The sequence below is a fragment of the Actinoplanes sp. CA-051413 genome, assembly GCF_050955795.1.
GTDB lineage: Bacteria > Actinomycetota > Actinomycetes > Mycobacteriales > Micromonosporaceae > Actinoplanes.
Genome location: NZ_CP192100.1, coordinates 7,149,139 through 7,163,766 on the forward strand (window position 1 = coordinate 7,149,139; position 14,628 = coordinate 7,163,766).

18 protein-coding genes and 1 riboswitch are annotated in these 14,628 nt (G+C 70.9%); of the genes, 4 read left to right on the top strand and 14 right to left on the bottom strand.

What is annotated here, in order from left to right:
• Positions 1 to 95: 95 nt before the first annotated feature.
• From ACQP2Y_RS33585 to ACQP2Y_RS33615, 7 genes are all read right to left on the bottom strand, one after another.
• Positions 96 to 902: a TrmH family RNA methyltransferase gene (locus tag ACQP2Y_RS33585; RefSeq protein ID WP_433719881.1), complete on the bottom strand. Its 807-nt coding sequence runs from the start codon at positions 900 to 902 to the stop codon at positions 96 to 98.
• Between the two features lie 73 nt (positions 903 to 975).
• The gene (gene rplT / locus ACQP2Y_RS33590; protein ID WP_433719883.1) at positions 976 to 1,368 is read right to left on the bottom strand and encodes a 50S ribosomal protein L20; all 393 of its coding nucleotides are present in this window, start codon (positions 1,366 to 1,368) and stop codon (positions 976 to 978) included.
• A 39-nt stretch (positions 1,369 to 1,407) separates the two neighbouring features.
• Positions 1,408 to 1,602, bottom strand: a complete 195-nt coding sequence (rpmI, locus tag ACQP2Y_RS33595) for a 50S ribosomal protein L35 (RefSeq protein WP_212992624.1) — start codon at positions 1,600 to 1,602, stop codon at positions 1,408 to 1,410.
• 19 nt (positions 1,603 to 1,621) lie between these two features.
• Positions 1,622 to 2,242, bottom strand: a complete 621-nt coding sequence (gene infC, locus ACQP2Y_RS33600) for a translation initiation factor IF-3 (RefSeq protein WP_360556237.1) — start codon at positions 2,240 to 2,242, stop codon at positions 1,622 to 1,624.
• 335 nt (positions 2,243 to 2,577) lie between these two features.
• The gene (locus ACQP2Y_RS33605) at positions 2,578 to 3,027 is read right to left on the bottom strand and encodes a PH domain-containing protein (RefSeq protein WP_433719884.1); all 450 of its coding nucleotides are present in this window, start codon (positions 3,025 to 3,027) and stop codon (positions 2,578 to 2,580) included.
• 62 nt (positions 3,028 to 3,089) lie between these two features.
• Positions 3,090 to 3,935, bottom strand: a complete 846-nt coding sequence (gene hisG, locus ACQP2Y_RS33610) for an ATP phosphoribosyltransferase (protein ID WP_360556233.1) — start codon at positions 3,933 to 3,935, stop codon at positions 3,090 to 3,092.
• Between the two features lie 76 nt (positions 3,936 to 4,011).
• Positions 4,012 to 4,275 (bottom strand): phosphoribosyl-ATP diphosphatase, encoded by a 264-nt coding sequence (locus ACQP2Y_RS33615; protein ID WP_360819612.1) that lies wholly within the window; start codon positions 4,273 to 4,275, stop codon positions 4,012 to 4,014.
• Positions 4,276 to 4,353: 78 nt separating this feature from the next.
• Between ACQP2Y_RS33615 and ACQP2Y_RS33620 the strand changes: the two genes are divergently transcribed.
• From ACQP2Y_RS33620 to ACQP2Y_RS33630, 3 genes are read left to right on the top strand one after another with little or no spacing between them, the layout of a single operon-like run.
• Positions 4,354 to 5,229, top strand: coding sequence for an ABC transporter substrate-binding protein (locus ACQP2Y_RS33620; RefSeq protein ID WP_433719886.1), 876 nt, complete (start codon positions 4,354 to 4,356; stop codon positions 5,227 to 5,229).
• On the top strand, positions 5,226 to 6,074 hold the full coding sequence (locus tag ACQP2Y_RS33625) for an amino acid ABC transporter permease (RefSeq protein ID WP_433719887.1): 849 nt from the start codon (positions 5,226 to 5,228) through the stop codon (positions 6,072 to 6,074). Before ACQP2Y_RS33620 ends, ACQP2Y_RS33625 begins: the two co-directional genes overlap by 4 nt.
• 2 nt (positions 6,075 to 6,076) lie before the next feature.
• Entirely contained in the window at positions 6,077 to 6,817 is a 741-nt protein-coding gene (locus tag ACQP2Y_RS33630) for an amino acid ABC transporter ATP-binding protein (RefSeq protein ID WP_360556229.1), read from the top strand.
• Between the two features lie 104 nt (positions 6,818 to 6,921).
• Here the strand turns inward: ACQP2Y_RS33630 and ACQP2Y_RS33635 are convergent, their stop codons facing one another.
• The 7 genes from ACQP2Y_RS33635 to rpe all read right to left on the bottom strand — a co-directional run bounded on the left by ACQP2Y_RS33635 (position 6,922) and on the right by rpe (position 13,679).
• Positions 6,922 to 8,097 (bottom strand): MFS transporter, encoded by a 1,176-nt coding sequence (locus ACQP2Y_RS33635; RefSeq protein ID WP_433719888.1) that lies wholly within the window; start codon positions 8,095 to 8,097, stop codon positions 6,922 to 6,924.
• A gap of 36 nt (positions 8,098 to 8,133) precedes the next feature.
• Positions 8,134 to 8,610, bottom strand: coding sequence for a 6,7-dimethyl-8-ribityllumazine synthase (ribH, locus tag ACQP2Y_RS33640; protein ID WP_433719889.1), 477 nt, complete (start codon positions 8,608 to 8,610; stop codon positions 8,134 to 8,136).
• A 125-nt stretch (positions 8,611 to 8,735) separates the two neighbouring features.
• A complete protein-coding gene (locus tag ACQP2Y_RS33645; RefSeq protein ID WP_433719891.1) occupies positions 8,736 to 9,941 on the bottom strand; it encodes a bifunctional 3,4-dihydroxy-2-butanone-4-phosphate synthase/GTP cyclohydrolase II in 1,206 nt (401 codons plus the stop codon).
• The gene (locus ACQP2Y_RS33650; RefSeq protein ID WP_360556223.1) at positions 9,938 to 10,537 is read right to left on the bottom strand and encodes a riboflavin synthase; all 600 of its coding nucleotides are present in this window, start codon (positions 10,535 to 10,537) and stop codon (positions 9,938 to 9,940) included. Before ACQP2Y_RS33650 ends, ACQP2Y_RS33645 begins: the two co-directional genes overlap by 4 nt.
• A complete protein-coding gene (gene ribD, locus ACQP2Y_RS33655; RefSeq protein ID WP_433719892.1) occupies positions 10,537 to 11,592 on the bottom strand; it encodes a bifunctional diaminohydroxyphosphoribosylaminopyrimidine deaminase/5-amino-6-(5-phosphoribosylamino)uracil reductase RibD in 1,056 nt (351 codons plus the stop codon). The genes ACQP2Y_RS33650 and ribD overlap by 1 nt, the downstream gene beginning before the upstream one ends.
• 134 nt (positions 11,593 to 11,726) lie before the next feature.
• Positions 11,727 to 11,909, bottom strand: a riboswitch (FMN riboswitch).
• 61 nt (positions 11,910 to 11,970) lie between these two features.
• Complete coding sequence (locus ACQP2Y_RS33660) at positions 11,971 to 13,005, bottom strand: GGDEF domain-containing response regulator (protein WP_360825163.1); 1,035 nt, start codon at positions 13,003 to 13,005, stop codon at positions 11,971 to 11,973.
• The gene (gene rpe / locus ACQP2Y_RS33665; RefSeq protein WP_360825165.1) at positions 13,002 to 13,679 is read right to left on the bottom strand and encodes a ribulose-phosphate 3-epimerase; all 678 of its coding nucleotides are present in this window, start codon (positions 13,677 to 13,679) and stop codon (positions 13,002 to 13,004) included. The genes ACQP2Y_RS33660 and rpe overlap by 4 nt, the downstream gene beginning before the upstream one ends.
• 77 nt (positions 13,680 to 13,756) lie before the next feature.
• Here rpe and ACQP2Y_RS33670 point away from each other — a divergent pair, with 77 nt between their 5' ends.
• Positions 13,757 to 14,623, top strand: coding sequence for a septum formation family protein (locus tag ACQP2Y_RS33670; protein WP_433719894.1), 867 nt, complete (start codon positions 13,757 to 13,759; stop codon positions 14,621 to 14,623).
• The last annotated feature ends 5 nt before the right edge of the window (positions 14,624 to 14,628 follow it).

Consider the following 14,628-nt stretch of genomic DNA (forward strand, 5'->3'; position numbering starts at 1 on the left):
ACGCGGGTCCACGCGGTCACCCGGTCACGTCATGGATCGGCACCGTGAGCCGCGGCCGGATCAACTCGGTGTCACGCGATCACGCGGTCAGGCGCCTACCCGGTCACGCTGTGACCGCCAGTCGGCCGGCGATGGGCGCGCGCCGAGGCGTAGAGACAAACCGCCGCAGCCGCCGCCAAATTCAGACTCTCAGCGCCGCCATAAATCGGGATCCGCACCCGCCTATCGGCCGCCTTCACCAAATCCTCCGGCAACCCATGAGCCTCCGACCCGAACAACCAGGCCGTCGGCCCCACCAACGAACCATCATCCAGTAGAGAGTCCAAGTCGTCCTCGCCATAGCCGGTCGTGGCCAACACCTGCATCCCGAAGTCCCGCAGTTCGTCGACCACCCCCAGCGGCGCCCGGACCACGTCAACGTTGAAGAGACTGCCCGCAGACGCCCGCACGCACTTGCCGTTGTAAGGATCAACCGCATCACCCGCAAAGATCACGGCCGCAGCACCGGCCGCGTCGGCGGTACGCAGGATCGTCCCCGCGTTGCCGGGGTCGCGGATCTCGGCGGCGACGGCCACCAGGCGAGGACCCTTCGACAACGCCTCAGCCAGCGGCACGTCCAACTGCTCACACACAGCCACCAGACCCTGCGGCTGGACCGTCTCAGCCAACGCCGCGAGGCCGTCTTCGGTCACCGGGGACACAACCGGCGCCTGGGAGGCCAGGTCGGCGTACCGGTTCAGTGCCGCGTCCGTACCGAAGAGCTCCAGGACGACCCCCGCGGCCAGCGCGGAACGCACCGCCTGCGGGCCCTCCGCGAGGAAGCGGCCGGTCTGGTCGCGGTCGCGGCGGCGCTGCAGGCGCCGGGCCGCGACGACCCTGGGGGTGCGGGGAGTGAAGGTCACGTGTCCTCCTGGAGGGAACAGCATCGGGGCGCCTCCCGGTCACCCGGAAGACGCCCCGAAAAAGTGCTGACGATCAGGCAGCCTGGGCGGCGGCGCCGCCGGTGCCCTCGGCCGCCACCGCGGCCCGCGCGATCTCGACGATCGCCGCGAACGAGGCGGCGTCGTTGACGGCCATGTCGGCCAGGATCTTGCGGTCCACCTCGACGCCGGCCAGCTTCAGGCCCTGGATCAGGCGGTTGTAGGTCAGGCCGTTGGCCCGTGCGCCCGCGTTGATGCGCGTGATCCACAGCTGGCGGAAGTCGCCCTTGCGGTCACGGCGGTCGCGGTACGCGTACTGCATCGAGTGCAGCACCTGCTCCTTGGCCTTGCGGTACAGCCTCGAGCGCTGTCCGCGGTAGCCACTGGCAGACTCCAGCAGCGTACGGCGCTTCTTCTGGGCGTTCACTGCCCGCTTGACGCGTGCCATTTCTGTACTCCTAACAGGGGAACGTGTGTGGCGCGCGCGTCAGCGGCCCAGCATCTTCTTGACTCGCGGGGTGTCGGCCTTGGAGACCACGACCGTACCGGTCATCCGGCGGGTGACGTGCGAGGACTTGCCCTCGAGCAGGTGGCGCTTGCCGGCCAGCTCACGCACGATCTTGCCCTTACCGGTGATCTTCACCCGCTTGCCCATGCCGGTGTGGCTCTTCATCTTCGGCACTCGGAACGCCTCTTTCTGATTACTCTGCGGTTACGGCGCTGGTGTCGGCAGCAGCCTCGGCCGGCGGTGCCTCGGCCTCTTCGCCTTCACGCGGCTCGCGGGGCGGGCGCGCGTTGGCGGCGATGACGGCAGCGGCAGCGGCCTTGGTCGCCCGATGCGGAGCCAGGACCATGATCATGTTGCGGCCGTCCTGCTTCGGACTGGCCTCGACGAAACCAAGCTCCGAGATCTCTTCGCTGAGCCTGCGCAGGAGCCGGAAACCCAGCTCGGGGCGACTCTGCTCGCGACCGCGGAACATGATCGTCACCTTGACCTTGTCGCCCGCCTTGAGGAACCGGACCACGTGACCCTTCTTGGTCTCGTAGTCGTGCGGGTCGATCTTCGGGCGGAGCTTCATTTCCTTGATGACGGTCTGTTGCTGGTTGCGCCGGGCTTCGCGCGCCTTGAGTGCACTCTCGTACTTGAACTTGCCGAAGTCCATGAGCTTGCACACCGGCGGGCGCGCCATCGGCGCTACCTCGACCAGGTCCAGGTCGACGTCCGCAGCCAGCTGCAGGGCGCGCTCGAGCGGGACGATGCCCACCTGCTCACCCTCGGGGCCGACCAGACGGACTTCCCTTGCCCGGATCTGCTCGTTCACGCGTGGTTCGACGCTGATGGGGCCTCCTCAGAACGATCTAGTGGATGTCTCCGCCTGCGGTCTTGCGCCGCGGGCAGAGCGCACTGCCAATGTCGGTCGGCCCTCTCACGCCCACTTGGCAGGGCGCCGAGGAAAGCAGAAGGCCCCGGCACGAATGCCAGGGCCCGCTCGACCGGTCATCGGCGTCCATGAGGACGCACACCGACACCGGGAAATTCCCGGAGCGGTTGACCGGACCCAGCCACCTCAGGGGCGACGGGGTGGGAACCAGCGGGCTCCTCTTTCGCGCCCCTCATGACGAGAGGCGTGGTCGACTACCGGGCGAGTCTACCAGCTCAGGAAGTCGCCGCCGAATGGAGGGCGCGAAGTGCGCGAACGCCCTCCACGGCGTACTCCTTGTCGGCCGCCTGCAGCGCATGGACCGACACGGTCTCGTCGTCGTGCAGCTCGAGCGTCGCCCAGGGTGAGTTGCGGTCGAAGCGCACCGCCCGCACCGCCGTCCACGGCAGGTCGTAGCCGCCGATCACGTTGCGCACCTTGACGCCGTCGGCGTCCGCCACCGCCCGCGGGCGGGTGAACGCCAGGATGCCCAGCCCGATCAGGATGCCGAGGCCGATCATCGCGGTCTGGTCGCCGCGCTGGTACGTGCCCATGTTGTCGCCGGTCGAGCCGTGCAGGCCGAAGCTCAGCACGGTGAAGAGGATCACCACGGCAGCCGCCGAGAAGCCGGCCACCCAGCGGATGCGCCGCGGCCGGAAGACGACCGGCGTGCTTGTCGAAGTCACGGTCACCATCGTGCCACTCCCCGTCCGACCACCCCACCGCCGCCCTTGAAAGGACTGAAGGCTCATAAACGGCAGTTGGAGATGTCGGTCACCAGGATCGCGCGGGCGCCGAGCTCGTACAGCTCGTCCATGATCCGGTGCACGTCGTTGCGGCGGACCATCGCCTGCACGGCGACCCAGCCCTCGCGGTGCAGCGGGGACACGGTCGGCGACTCGATGCCCGGTGTCAGCGCGGTCGCGTTCTCCAGCAGGTCGGCCCGGACGTCGTACGCCAGCATCACGAAGCTGCGGGCGACCAGCACGCCCTGCAGCCGCCGGATGAGCTGGGCCGCGGGGCCGGAGTCGCCGGCCGGTCCGCGGCCGATCAGGATCGCGGAGCTGCGCAGCAGCGGCTCGCCCAGGGTGACCAGGCCGGCCTGGCGCAGCGTGGTGCCGGTCTCGACCACGTCGGCGATCAGGTCGGCGACGCCGAGGCGCACCGCGTTCTCGACCGCGCCGTCGAGGCGGACCACCTCGGCCTTGAGCTCGTGCTCGTCGAGGTAGCGCTGGACGACACCCGGGTAGGCGGTGGCGATGCGGCGACCGCCGATCTCGTCCGCGGAGGCCAGCGCGCCGGCCGGGGCGGCCCAGCGGAAGGTGGCCCCGCCGAAGCTCAGGTCCAGCACCTCGGTGGCGGGCACGCCGGAGTCGACGAGCAGGTCACGGCCGGTGATACCGAGATCCAGATCACCCGAGCCCACGTACGTGGCGATGTCGCGGGGACGCAGGTAGAAGAACTCGACATTGTTGGCCTCGTCACGGCAGACGAGGTCCTTGGGGTCGGTGCGCTGGCGGTAGCCGGCGTCGCGCAGCATCTGGGCGGCCGGAGTGGACAGGGTGCCTTTGTTGGGAATGGCGATGCGCAGCATCGACGTGCTCCTTCGATCGGTCTCGATTGAGGCGGAGGAACGCTCGGCCTCCGGGAAAAACCCGATTCAAAACCGATCAGAGATGTCGGTACACGTCCTTGAGCTCGAGCCCGGTGGCGATCATCAGGACTTGTGCCTGGTAGAGCAGCTGGGAGATCTCCTCCGCGGCCCGCTCCGGCCCCTCGTGCTCGGCGGCCATCCAGGACTCGGCCGCCTCCTCGACGACCTTTTTCCCGATGAAGTGCACGCCCTTGTCCAGCGCCGCGACGGTGGACGAACCGGGGGTCCGCTGCGCCGCCTTCGCCTGCAACTCGGCGAACAACTCTTCGAACGTCTTCACGGGAGACGATTGTGGCAGCTCATCACGGGATGGCGACGGACGACCCCATCGGTTGGGACGTGGCCTAGGCTCGCGGTCATGGTCAGCAGAAACACCGTCGCCGCGCTGAGCAGCGCGGCCGTACTCCTCGCCGCCCTCGCGGGCTGCGCGCCCGCCGACGAGGCGAGCCCCTCGGCCGGCGCGTCGGCTTCCGCCTCCGGCCCGGCCTGCGCCCCCGGAACGCTGGGCACCCGCACCGCCGGCAAGCTCACGATCGGCACCGACAACCCGGCGTACGAGCCGTGGTTCAGCGACAACAAGCCCGCCAACGGCAAGGGCTTCGAGTCCGCGGTCGCGTACCAGGTCGCCGAGCGCCTCGGCTACAAGGCGCCGGACGTGGTCTGGACGAACGTGACGTTCAACAACGCCATCGCGCCGGGTCCGAAGACCTTCGACTTCGACGTCAACCAGTTCTCGATCACGCCCGAGCGGCGCAAGGCCGTCGACTTCTCGTCGCCGTACTACCTGGTCCGGCAGACGGTCATCACCACCAAGGGCTCGAAGATCGCCGGCGTCAAGACGATCGCCGAGCTCAAGGGCGCGAAGCTCGGCGCGCAGGTCGGCACCACCAGCTACCAGGCGATCAACGAGCTGATCAAGCCGACCGCCAAGGCCCAGGTCTACAACAACAACGACGACGCCAAGGCGGCCCTGGAGAACGGCCAGGTCGACGGCATCGTGGTGGACCTGCCGACCGCGTTCTACATGACCGCGGCCGAGCTCGACAACGGCGTGATCGTCGGCCAGTTGCCGCAGGTCGGCGTACCGGAGCAGTTCGGTCTGGTCCTTGATCTCGGGTCGCCGTTGACCACCTGCGTGTCGCAGGCCGTCGACCAGCTGCGGCAGGACGGCACCCTCGCGGTGCTCGAGAAGCAGTGGCTGGCGAGCACGGGCGGGGCCCCCGAGCTCTCGTGAGCACCGAGCTCCATCAGCCGTCCGAGATCCAGCGCGGGCGGATCGCCTACCGGCGACGGCAGACGGTCCGGTCCGTGCTGCTCGCGGCGCTGTCGACCGCGGTCGTCGGCGTGCTGCTCGTGGTCGCGGTCACCGGCGCGCCGGGCTGGGACCGCGTCAAGCGGTCGTTCTTCAGCCCCGAGGTGGCCTGGCGCTGGCTGCCGGAGATCCTCGAGGGCCTCTGGCTCAACGTCCGGCTGCTGGTCGTCTGCGCGCTGCTCGCGCTGACGCTCGGGCTGCTGATCGCAACGCTGCGGACCCTGCGGGGCCCGGTCTTCTTTCCGGTACGGGCAATGGCGACCGGCTACACGTACACGTTCCGCGGTCTGCCCTTGATCATCGTCATCTACCTGATGGCCTTCGGCGTCCCCGGCCTGCGGTTGCAGGGCACCCCGGGGGTGCTGGTCCTGGGCGGGGCCGCGCTGGTGATCACGTACGGCGCCTACCTGGCCGAGGTGTTCCGGGCCGGCATCGAGTCGGTGCACCCCAGCCAGCTCGCCGCGGCCCGGTCGCTGGGGCTGACGTACCGCCAGACGATGCGGCACGTGGTGCTGCCCCAGGCGATCCGCCGGGTGGCCCCGCCGCTGCTCAACGACACAGTGGCGCTGCAGAAGGACGTCGGGCTGGTCTCGCTGGCGGGCCCGATCGACGCCGTACGCGCGGCTCAGATCGGGGTCGCGCAGGACGCCAACTACACGCCGTACATCGTGGCGGGGGTGCTGTTCGTGCTGCTCGCGCTGCCGTTGATCGGTGTCACCGACTGGGTCACGCTGCGCGCGGCCCGCCGCCAGTCCGCGGGGGCCTGACCATGCTGCTGTCCTGCGAGCACGTCCGGAAGACCTTCGGTGCCGCCGTGGTGCTCGACGACCTGTCGCTGGAGGTGGACGAGCATCAGGTGGTCGCGCTGATCGGTGCCTCCGGCTCGGGCAAGTCCACGCTGCTGCGCTGCGTCAACCTGCTCACCGACATCGACGACGGCACCATCCGCCTCGACGGCGAGGACATCTCCGATCCCCGGGTGAACCCGGACCAGGTACGGCAGCGGATCGGCATGGTCTTCCAGTCGTACAACCTGTTCCCGCACATGACGGTGCTGCGCAACATCACGCTGGCCCCCGTACGGGTGCACAAGCGGTCCGCCGCCGAGACCCGGGAGCAGGCCATGCAGTGGCTGGACCGGGTCGGCCTGGCCGACAAGGCGGACAGCTATCCGGACCGGCTCTCCGGCGGCCAGCAGCAGCGGGTCGCCATCGTCCGGGCCCTGGTCAACAGCCCCCGGCTGCTGCTGCTCGACGAGGTCACCTCGGCGCTGGACCCGGAGCTGGTCGGCGAGGTGCTGACGATGATCCGCGGCCTGAAGGACGAGGGCATGACCATGGTGCTGGCCACCCACGAGATGGGCTTCGCCCGGCAGGTGGCCGACCGGGTGGTCTTCCTGGACGGCGGCCGGGTGCTCGAGGCCGGCCCGCCCGAGCAGGTGCTGGGCGACCCCACCGAGGCCCGGACCCGGCAGTTCCTGGCCCGCATCATCGAGGCCGGCCGTCTCTGACCGGCCGCCGGCTCAGACCGGCCATCGGCTCAGACCTGGCCGCGGTCTCGCGGCCCGGCCACTGGCTCAGACCCGGCCGCAATCCCGGGGCTCGGCCGGCGGCCTCAGCTTCGGCTGAGGACCTGGGTGCCGGGTTCGCGGGCCGGTCGCAGCGCCCCGGCGGCCACGGCGACCAGCAGGGCCAGCAGTACGGGGATGGACAACGCCACCGGCAGCCCGAAAGCCTCGGCCGCGCCGCCGATCAGCACCGGCCCGGCAAAGAAGCCGAGCCAGCCGATGCTCGCCACCCGGGCGATGGCCTGAGCCGGACGCTGCGGGTTGCGGTGGCCGGCAGCCGAGAACACCTGCGGCGCCACGCAGGACAGCCCGGCCCCCAGACACCCGAAGCCGATCACCCCGGCCACGGGCTGCCCGACCAGCAACGCGGTGCCCAGGCCGGCCGCCGCGAGCAGGCCGCAGCCCCGGACCAGCCGGACGGCACCGAAGCGGGCGGCCAGCCGGTCACCGGTCAGCCGCCCGGCCGTCATCGCGATGAAGAACGCCGCGAACGCCGCGGCCGCGAAGCCTTCCGTGCTGTGCAGGCTGTCACGCAGATACACCGTGCTCCAGTCGGCCGCTGCGCCCTCGCCGACGAGGGCACACAGGGCTAGCGTGCCCAGCAGGAGCACCCCGGACAGTGGGACCTGTCGCGCAGGGCCGTCGGCCGGGGAGCCCGCGGTCTCCGTCAGGGCCGCAGACCATCGGCGCGACCACAAGGCGAGGGCCGCGCCCAGAACCGCCACGACGGCGAAGGTGCCCAGCGGGCTCGCCCCGGCGGCCGCGGTCACGCCGCCCAGGACCGCACCGAGGAACCCGCCGATGCTGTAGACGGCATGGAACGACGACATGATCGGCCGTTCGGCGGCCCGCTCGATCTCCACCCCGCGGGCGTTCATCGCGATGTTCAGCACGCCGTGGACCACGCCGAACGCGAACAGCGCCGACGTCAGCGTCACCAGCGAGGGGGCCACGGCGACCGGCAGCAGGAAGCACCCGTCGACCAGCGCCGCCGGGATCATGATGCGCCGGCTGCCGTACCGGTCGACCAGCCGGCCGGAGAGCTGCATGCCGGTCACGGCGCCGAGGGCGAGCCCGACCAGGGCGATGCTGAGCCGGCCGTCGCTGAGGCCCAGGTGCTGCTTCACCGCCGGGATGCGCGCCGTCCACGTGCCGATCAGCGTGCCGTAGAGCAGGAAGAGCAGCGCGGCGGCGATCCGGCTCTGGCGTAACGTCTGCGGCACGGATCCAAGCTAGACGATCGAGGAGTCGCGCGGGGGTCAGTCCTTGCTGAGCTCGCGGATGGCCAGGACCGCGTCCAGCACCGCGACCGTCGACTGCCAGCCCTTGTCCTCGATCGAATCTTCCAGGCCGGCCCGGTCCTTGGCCTGGCCCAGGCTCTCCACGGTGAGCACGCCGTGCGCCACCGGGGTCTGCTCGTCCAGCGCCACCCGGGTCAGTCCGGCCGTCACCGCGTCGTTGACGTAGTTGAAGTGTGCGGTCTCGCCGCGGATCACCACGCCCAGCGCGACCACCGCGTCGCAGCGCTTGGCCAGGGCCTGCGCGACGATCGGCAGCTCCACCGACCCGGCCACCCGGGCCACGACCACGTCCTCCACGCCGCACGCCTTGGCGGCCGCCTGCGCCCGCTCGACCATGTGGTCGACCAGGTCGGAGTGCCAGCGCGAGCCGACGATGCCGAGCTTGAGCCCGGCGGCGTCGACGGTGTTGAGGTGCGGATCCCCGAAACCGGCCATGTGTTGCCCCCTCTTTGCCTGTAGTTTGCTCCGGCCACCGCGACGGCGCCGGGAATTCGGCCCAGAGCCCCGGCCCGGAGCCCCTCAGCCCCGGCCCGCCGGCCCAGGACCGCCGGCCAGGACGGTCAGCCCAGGGCCTCGAAGAGGTGGCCCATCCGGTCGCGCTTGGTCCGCAGATAGCGCACGTTCTCCGGGTGCGGCCGCACCGGCAGTTCCTCGCGGCCGGTGATGGTCAGGCCGTAGCCCTCCAGCCCGGCGCGCTTCGCGGGGTTGTTGGTGAGCAGCCGCATCGAGCGCACGCCCAGGTCGTACAGAATCTGGGCGCCGGTGCCGTAGTCGCGGGCGTCGGCGGGCAGGCCCAGCTCGAGGTTCGCGTCGACGGTGTCCAGGCCGCGGTCCTGCAACTGGTACGCCTGCAGCTTGTGCAGCAGCCCGATGCCCCGCCCCTCGTGGCCCCGCATGTAGAGCACGACGCCGCGACCGGCCTCGGCGACCCGATCGAGGGCGGCGTCCAGCTGGGGCCCGCAGTCGCAGCGCACCGAGCCGAAGACGTCCCCGGTCAGGCACTCGGAGTGCACCCGGACCAGCACGTCCTCGCCGTCGCCGATTTCACCGAAGACCAGCGCGACGTGCTCGGCGCCGGCCACGTCGGTGCGGTAGCCCACCGCGGTGAACTCGCCGTGCTCGGTCGGCAGCCGGGTCTCGACGACCCGCTCGACCAGGGTCTCGTGCCGGCGCCGGTACGCGATCAGGTCGGCGATGCTGATCAGCGCCAGGTCGTGCTCGGCCGCGAACTTCTCCAGGTCGGGCATCCGCATCATGGTGCCGTCGTCGTTGATCATCTCGCAGAGCACGCCGGCGGGACGCAGCCCGGCCAGCACGGACAGGTCGATCGCGGCCTCGGTGTGACCCGGCCGGCGCAGCACGCCCCCGGCCTTGGCCCGCAGCGGCACGACGTGACCCGGCCGGGACAGGTCGGTGGGCTGGGTCTCCGCGGAGCCCAGCAGGCGGATGGTGTGCGCGCGGTCGGCGGCCGAGATGCCGGTGCTGATGCCCTCCCGGGCGTCGACGGTCACCGCGTACGCGGTCCCGCGCCGGTCCTGGTTGGTGTGGAACATCGGCGGCAGGTCGAGCCGGTCGGCCTCCTCCTCGGGCAGCGGCACGCAGATGTAGCCCGAGGTGTAGCGGACCATGAACGCGACCAGTTCCGGGGTGGCGTGCTCGGCCGCGAAGATCAGGTCGCCCTCGTTCTCGCGGTCCTCGTCGTCGACCACGATGACCGGGCGCCCGGCCGCGATGTCCTTGATCGCCCGTTCGATGTCGGTGCTCATGACAGCCGCTCTCCCAGCATCTTCTCGACGTACTTGGCGATGACGTCGACCTCGAGGTTGACCGGGTCGCCGACGGACTTGGCCCCCAGCACGGTGAGCTTCAGCGTGGTCGGGATCAGCCCGACGTCGAAGGTGTCCGCGGTGACCGCCATGACGGTCAGCGACACCCCGTCCACGGTGATCGAGCCCTTCTCCACCACGTACCGCGAGAGCTCGCTCGGCAGCGAGAAGCGCAACACTTCCCACTCGTCGGCGGGCTCGCGGGCCACGATCCGGCCGACGCCATCGACGTGGCCCTGCACCAGGTGCCCGCCGAGGCGGGAGCCGACGGTCGCGGCGCGTTCCAGGTTGACCTGGCTGCCCGCGGTCAGCACGCCGAGCGACGAGCGGCGCAGGCTCTCGCCCATGACGTCAGCCGTGAAGACGCCGTCGACGTTGTCGATGACGGTCAGGCAGACGCCGTTGACCGAGATCGAGTCGCCGTGGCGGGCGTCGGAGGTGACGACGGGACCGCGCACCGCGATCACCGCCGAGTCGCCCCCCGCGTCGGTGAGGTAGACGACCTCACCCAGTTCCTCGACGATTCCCGTGAACATCAGGCCTCCTTGGCTCGGAGCGATGCGGTGAAGCGCAGGTCGGGTCCGACCCGCGCGATGTCGACGAGGTCCAGCTCGATGGCCTCGGCGATGGTGGTGACGCCCGCGCCGACCAGGGACGGCTGGCCGGCGCCGAGCATCTTGGGAGCGATGTAGCCGACGACCTTGTCGACCAGGCCGGCCGCCAGGAAGCCGCCGGCCAGGGTGGGGCCGCCTTCCAGCAGCACGGCGCGGACGCCGCGGGCGTACAGCTCGGTGAGCAGGGCGGCGAGGTCGACCCGGCCGTCGGGGCCGGTGCCGACCTCGGCCGCCGTCGCGATCCAGGTGGGTGCGGCCTGGTCGCGGATGCGGGCGGTGGCCGGGGTACGCCCGGAGGAGTCCACGACGACCCGCCACGGCTGCTTGATGGCCAGGCTGCCGTCCCGCAGGTCGCGCACGGTGAGCTGGGGATCGTCGGCGACGATGGTGCCGACCCCGGCGACGATCGCGTCGACCGTGCTGCGCAGCTTGTGCACGTCGCTGCGGGCGGGCGCGGAGGTGATCCACTGGCTGGTGCCGTCCGCCGCGGCGGAACGCCCGTCCAGGGTCGCCGCGTACTTCCAGGTCACGTAGGGCCGGCCGCGGCGTACGGCGGTCAGCCAGGCGACGTTGCCCTCCTCGGCCGGCGCTCGGCCCACCCCGGTCTCGACCCGGACCGCGGCGTCGCGCAGGGTCGCCGCCCCGCCGGCCGCCACGGGCGTGGGGTCGTCGACGGCGATGACCACCCGGATGATGCCGGCGTTGATCAGCGCCTGCGCGCAGGGGCCGGTGCGGCCGGTGTGGTTGCAGGGCTCGAGAGTGACGACAGCCGTCCCGCCACGGGCGCGCTCACCGGCCTGGGCCAGGGCGACGATCTCGGCGTGCGGCCCGCCCGCGTACGCGTGGAAGCCCTCGCCGACGACCTCGCCCTCCGCGCTGAGCAGCACGCAGCCGACCACCGGGTTGGGGCTGGTCGTGCCGAGGCCGCGGGCGGCGAGCGCGATCGCCCGGCCCATTGCCTCGTCGTCGGTGACCATCTGCGTTCCCTCTCCATGCGCGGTGCGGTCACGCGCCGAACAGAGAGAGAACAGACAAGCAGAAACAGGACATGAGGGGACGCTTCGCGCCGCCCCGGTGAGGACACGCCGCGACGAGCCCTCATCCTGCTCCCGCGCGCTGTCTCCCATCCGGACTGTCTGAGCAGTCGGCCCGAGGCCGTCCGCTCAACCGTCGGCTCTGGAGTCTCACCAGATCCACCGTCCGTCTTGGTATCGACGTCCGGGTCGCGGGCTCAGCCCTGCCGGAGCAGGGCATTACCGCCGGTTCGGAATTTCACCGAGTCCCGCCAGCGCGTGGTGGGTCACCCATGAGTCTTGCACGCGAATCGCGGGTTGCCACCTGCTGGGCGATCCACGTCACAGACCCACGCCCGACGAGGGATCCTCCGGGTCCTCGGAGTCGGCGCGGCGGCGGTCGATCGCCACGAACGAGCCGGGCTGGCTCTTGGCCACCTTCTTCATCTCCGAAGCCACCGCGACCACCTCGCGCGGGTCGCTGAAACGGCGCCCCTCGGCGGTGCCCTGGGCTACGCCGATGCTCAAGGTGACCAAGTGGGCCCGCTGCTTGTTGCCGCGGCGGTCGGGGACCTCGATGAAGCCGCGCGCCGCGTCCTCGGCGTCGTAGAGCTGGTCGGCCAGCTTCTCGTAGTCGGTCACCGTGCGCTTGGTCAGCGGCAGCACCTGCTCGGGCGTGCAGATGAAGACGAAGTCGTCACCGCCGATGTGGCCCAGGAAGATCGGCGGGCGCCCCGTGGCGGCCACCGCCCGGTGCAGGCAGCCGGCCAGCGCAGTGATGAACTCGTCGCCGCGGTCGAACCCGTACACGTCGTTGACGCTCTTGAACCGGTCGATGTCGATGTATCCGACGGCGAAGTCCTTGCCGCTGCGCATCCGCTCCGCGATCTCCCGGCGCACCCGGGCGTTGCCGGGCAGGCCGGTCAGCGGCGAGACCTCGCGGAACTCCTTGTTACGGCGCAACGTCGAGGACACCCGGGCGATCAGCTCGGCGGTGTCGAACGGCTTGACCAGGTAGTCGTCCACGCCGGCGGTGAGGCCGACCACCTTGTCGACGCTCATCCCCTTGGCGGTGAGCATGATCACCGGCAGCGCCGAGGTCAGCGGCTCGGCGCGCAGCCGGCGGGTCAGCTCGACGCCGTTCATGTGCGGCATCATCCAGTCGACCACGGCCAGGTCGGGTCGGCGGGTCTCCATGATGTCGAGGGCCTGCAGGCCGTCGCGGGCCCGCATCACCTCGAAGCCGTGCACCTTGAGGTTGAACGCGACGAAGCTGGCGATGTCCTCGTCGTCGTCGACCACCAGGATCAGGTCGGGCCGCTCCTCCGGCTCGCCGGCGCTGGCGTCCACCTTGTGCCGGACCACTCCAGTGCTCATGCGTGCACCATCGAACGCTCGGCCAGGGCGCGCAGCTTGCGGCAGGCCTCGGCGGGGTCCTCGGCGCCGTAGACCGCGGTGCCCGCGACGAACGCGTCGGCACCGGCCTCGGCGGCCTGCTCGATGGTGTCGGCGGCGATGCCACCGTCGACCTCGAGGCGTACCTCCAGGTTTTTGGCCTTGATCCGGCGGCGCACGTCACGCACCTTCTCCAGCATCTCGGGCATGAACTTCTGCCCGCCGAACCCGGCCTTGATCGTCATGATCAGCACCGTGTCCACATAGGGAATCAGCTCGAGATACGGCTCGACGGGCGTGTCGCGGTCGATGGCCAGGCCGGCCTTGGCGCCCGCCGCGCGCAGCGTCTTGGCCAGGGCCACGGGGTTCTCGCAGGCCTCGGCGTGGAACGTCACGTTGTACGCCCCCGCTTCCGCGTACCCGGGGGCCCAGCGCTCCGGATCCGTGATCATCAGGTGCACGTCGAACGGGATGGCGGTCGCCTTGCGCAGGCTCTGCACGACCGGCAGGCCGATGGTCAGATTGGGGACGAAATGGTTGTCCATGACGTCCACGTGCACCCAGTCGGCGGCGCCCTCGATGTCGTGCACCGCGGTGGCGAGGTGCGCGAAGTCCGCGGCCAGGATGCTGGGGGCGATGATCGGCGATGACTCCACCGGTGAAGTGTATGGCCTGTTTGCCGTCACCCGGGATACTCCTGGGGACTGCCTTCAGTCGGGTCCCGGAGGGTTCTATGCGACGCACGGCGGTGTTGCTGGCGGTGCTGCTCACCGCCGGTTGCTCCGGCGCGCCACCGGACGGCACCGACGGCGACCTGACCGACGACTGGCGGATGCCCTCGTCGCCGGCTCCCTTCCGGCCCGCCACCGGCCAGTGCCACGAGATGCTGGCGGCGACCGCGGCCCTGGACGACTACCGGCCGGTGGACTGCGCCGAGCTGCACGTCTCGGAGACCTTCCACGTCGGCACCGCGGCGGACGCCGATGTGGTCCCGGCTGCCGGCACGGCGGGCGCCCGGGCCGCGTTCAAGGAGTGCTCGGAGCAGGCGGCCGGCTTCCTGGGCGGGCCGTGGCGCACCGCCCGGGTGGCCGTGCAGGTGGTGTGGCCGACCAAAGCCGGCTGGTCGGGCGGCGCGCGCTGGTTCCGCTGCGACGTCACGACCGCCGACCTCGACGGGCAGAGCCGGACCAGCCGCACCGGCAGCCTGGCCGGTGAACTGGCCGGCCCGTCACCGCTCAAGCTGGGCTGCTTCAACCCGACGGTCGACGGCGAGACGGTGACGACGATGCGGCCGGTGCCGTGCGACGAGCGGCACCGGGCCGAGTTCGCCGGGCTGTGGAAAGCACCGGAGATCACCTACGCGGCACTGGAGTCCGGCACCGAGCGCAGCGCGGCGGGCTGCCGCGGGGTGATCGCCAAGTTCACGAAACTGCCGGACGACTCGGACATGCAGTACCGCACCGGCTGGATCTCGTACAACCCGACGCGCACCGAATGGCTGTCCGGCGAGCGCCGGGTGCGCTGCTTCGTGTACTTCGCCAAGCGGACCTTCACCCGCTCACTGAAGGGCGCGGGCCCCTCGGTGCTGCCCGTGGACTGAGGGCG

What these genes read in the sequence shown, in the direction of transcription:
- rplT (WP_433719883.1), bottom strand. Translation starts at nt 1,368, where the DNA reads ATGGCACGCGTCAAGCGGGCAGTGAACGCCCAGAAGAAGCGCCGTACG.
- hisG (WP_360556233.1), bottom strand. Translation starts at nt 3,935, where the DNA reads ATGCTGCGCATCGCCATTCCCAACAAAGGCACCCTGTCCACTCCGGCC.
- ACQP2Y_RS33620 (WP_433719886.1), top strand. Translation starts at nt 4,354, where the DNA reads ATGGTCAGCAGAAACACCGTCGCCGCGCTGAGCAGCGCGGCCGTACTC.
- ACQP2Y_RS33630 (WP_360556229.1), top strand. Translation starts at nt 6,077, where the DNA reads ATGCTGCTGTCCTGCGAGCACGTCCGGAAGACCTTCGGTGCCGCCGTG.
- ribH (WP_433719889.1), bottom strand. Translation starts at nt 8,610, where the DNA reads ATGGCCGGTTTCGGGGATCCGCACCTCAACACCGTCGACGCCGCCGGG.
- ACQP2Y_RS33645 (WP_433719891.1), bottom strand. Translation starts at nt 9,941, where the DNA reads ATGAGCACCGACATCGAACGGGCGATCAAGGACATCGCGGCCGGGCGC.
- ACQP2Y_RS33650 (WP_360556223.1), bottom strand. Translation starts at nt 10,537, where the DNA reads ATGTTCACGGGAATCGTCGAGGAACTGGGTGAGGTCGTCTACCTCACC.
- ribD (WP_433719892.1), bottom strand. Translation starts at nt 11,592, where the DNA reads ATGGTCACCGACGACGAGGCAATGGGCCGGGCGATCGCGCTCGCCGCC.
- ACQP2Y_RS33660 (WP_360825163.1), bottom strand. Translation starts at nt 13,005, where the DNA reads ATGAGCACTGGAGTGGTCCGGCACAAGGTGGACGCCAGCGCCGGCGAG.
- ACQP2Y_RS33670 (WP_433719894.1), top strand. Translation starts at nt 13,757, where the DNA reads ATGCGACGCACGGCGGTGTTGCTGGCGGTGCTGCTCACCGCCGGTTGC.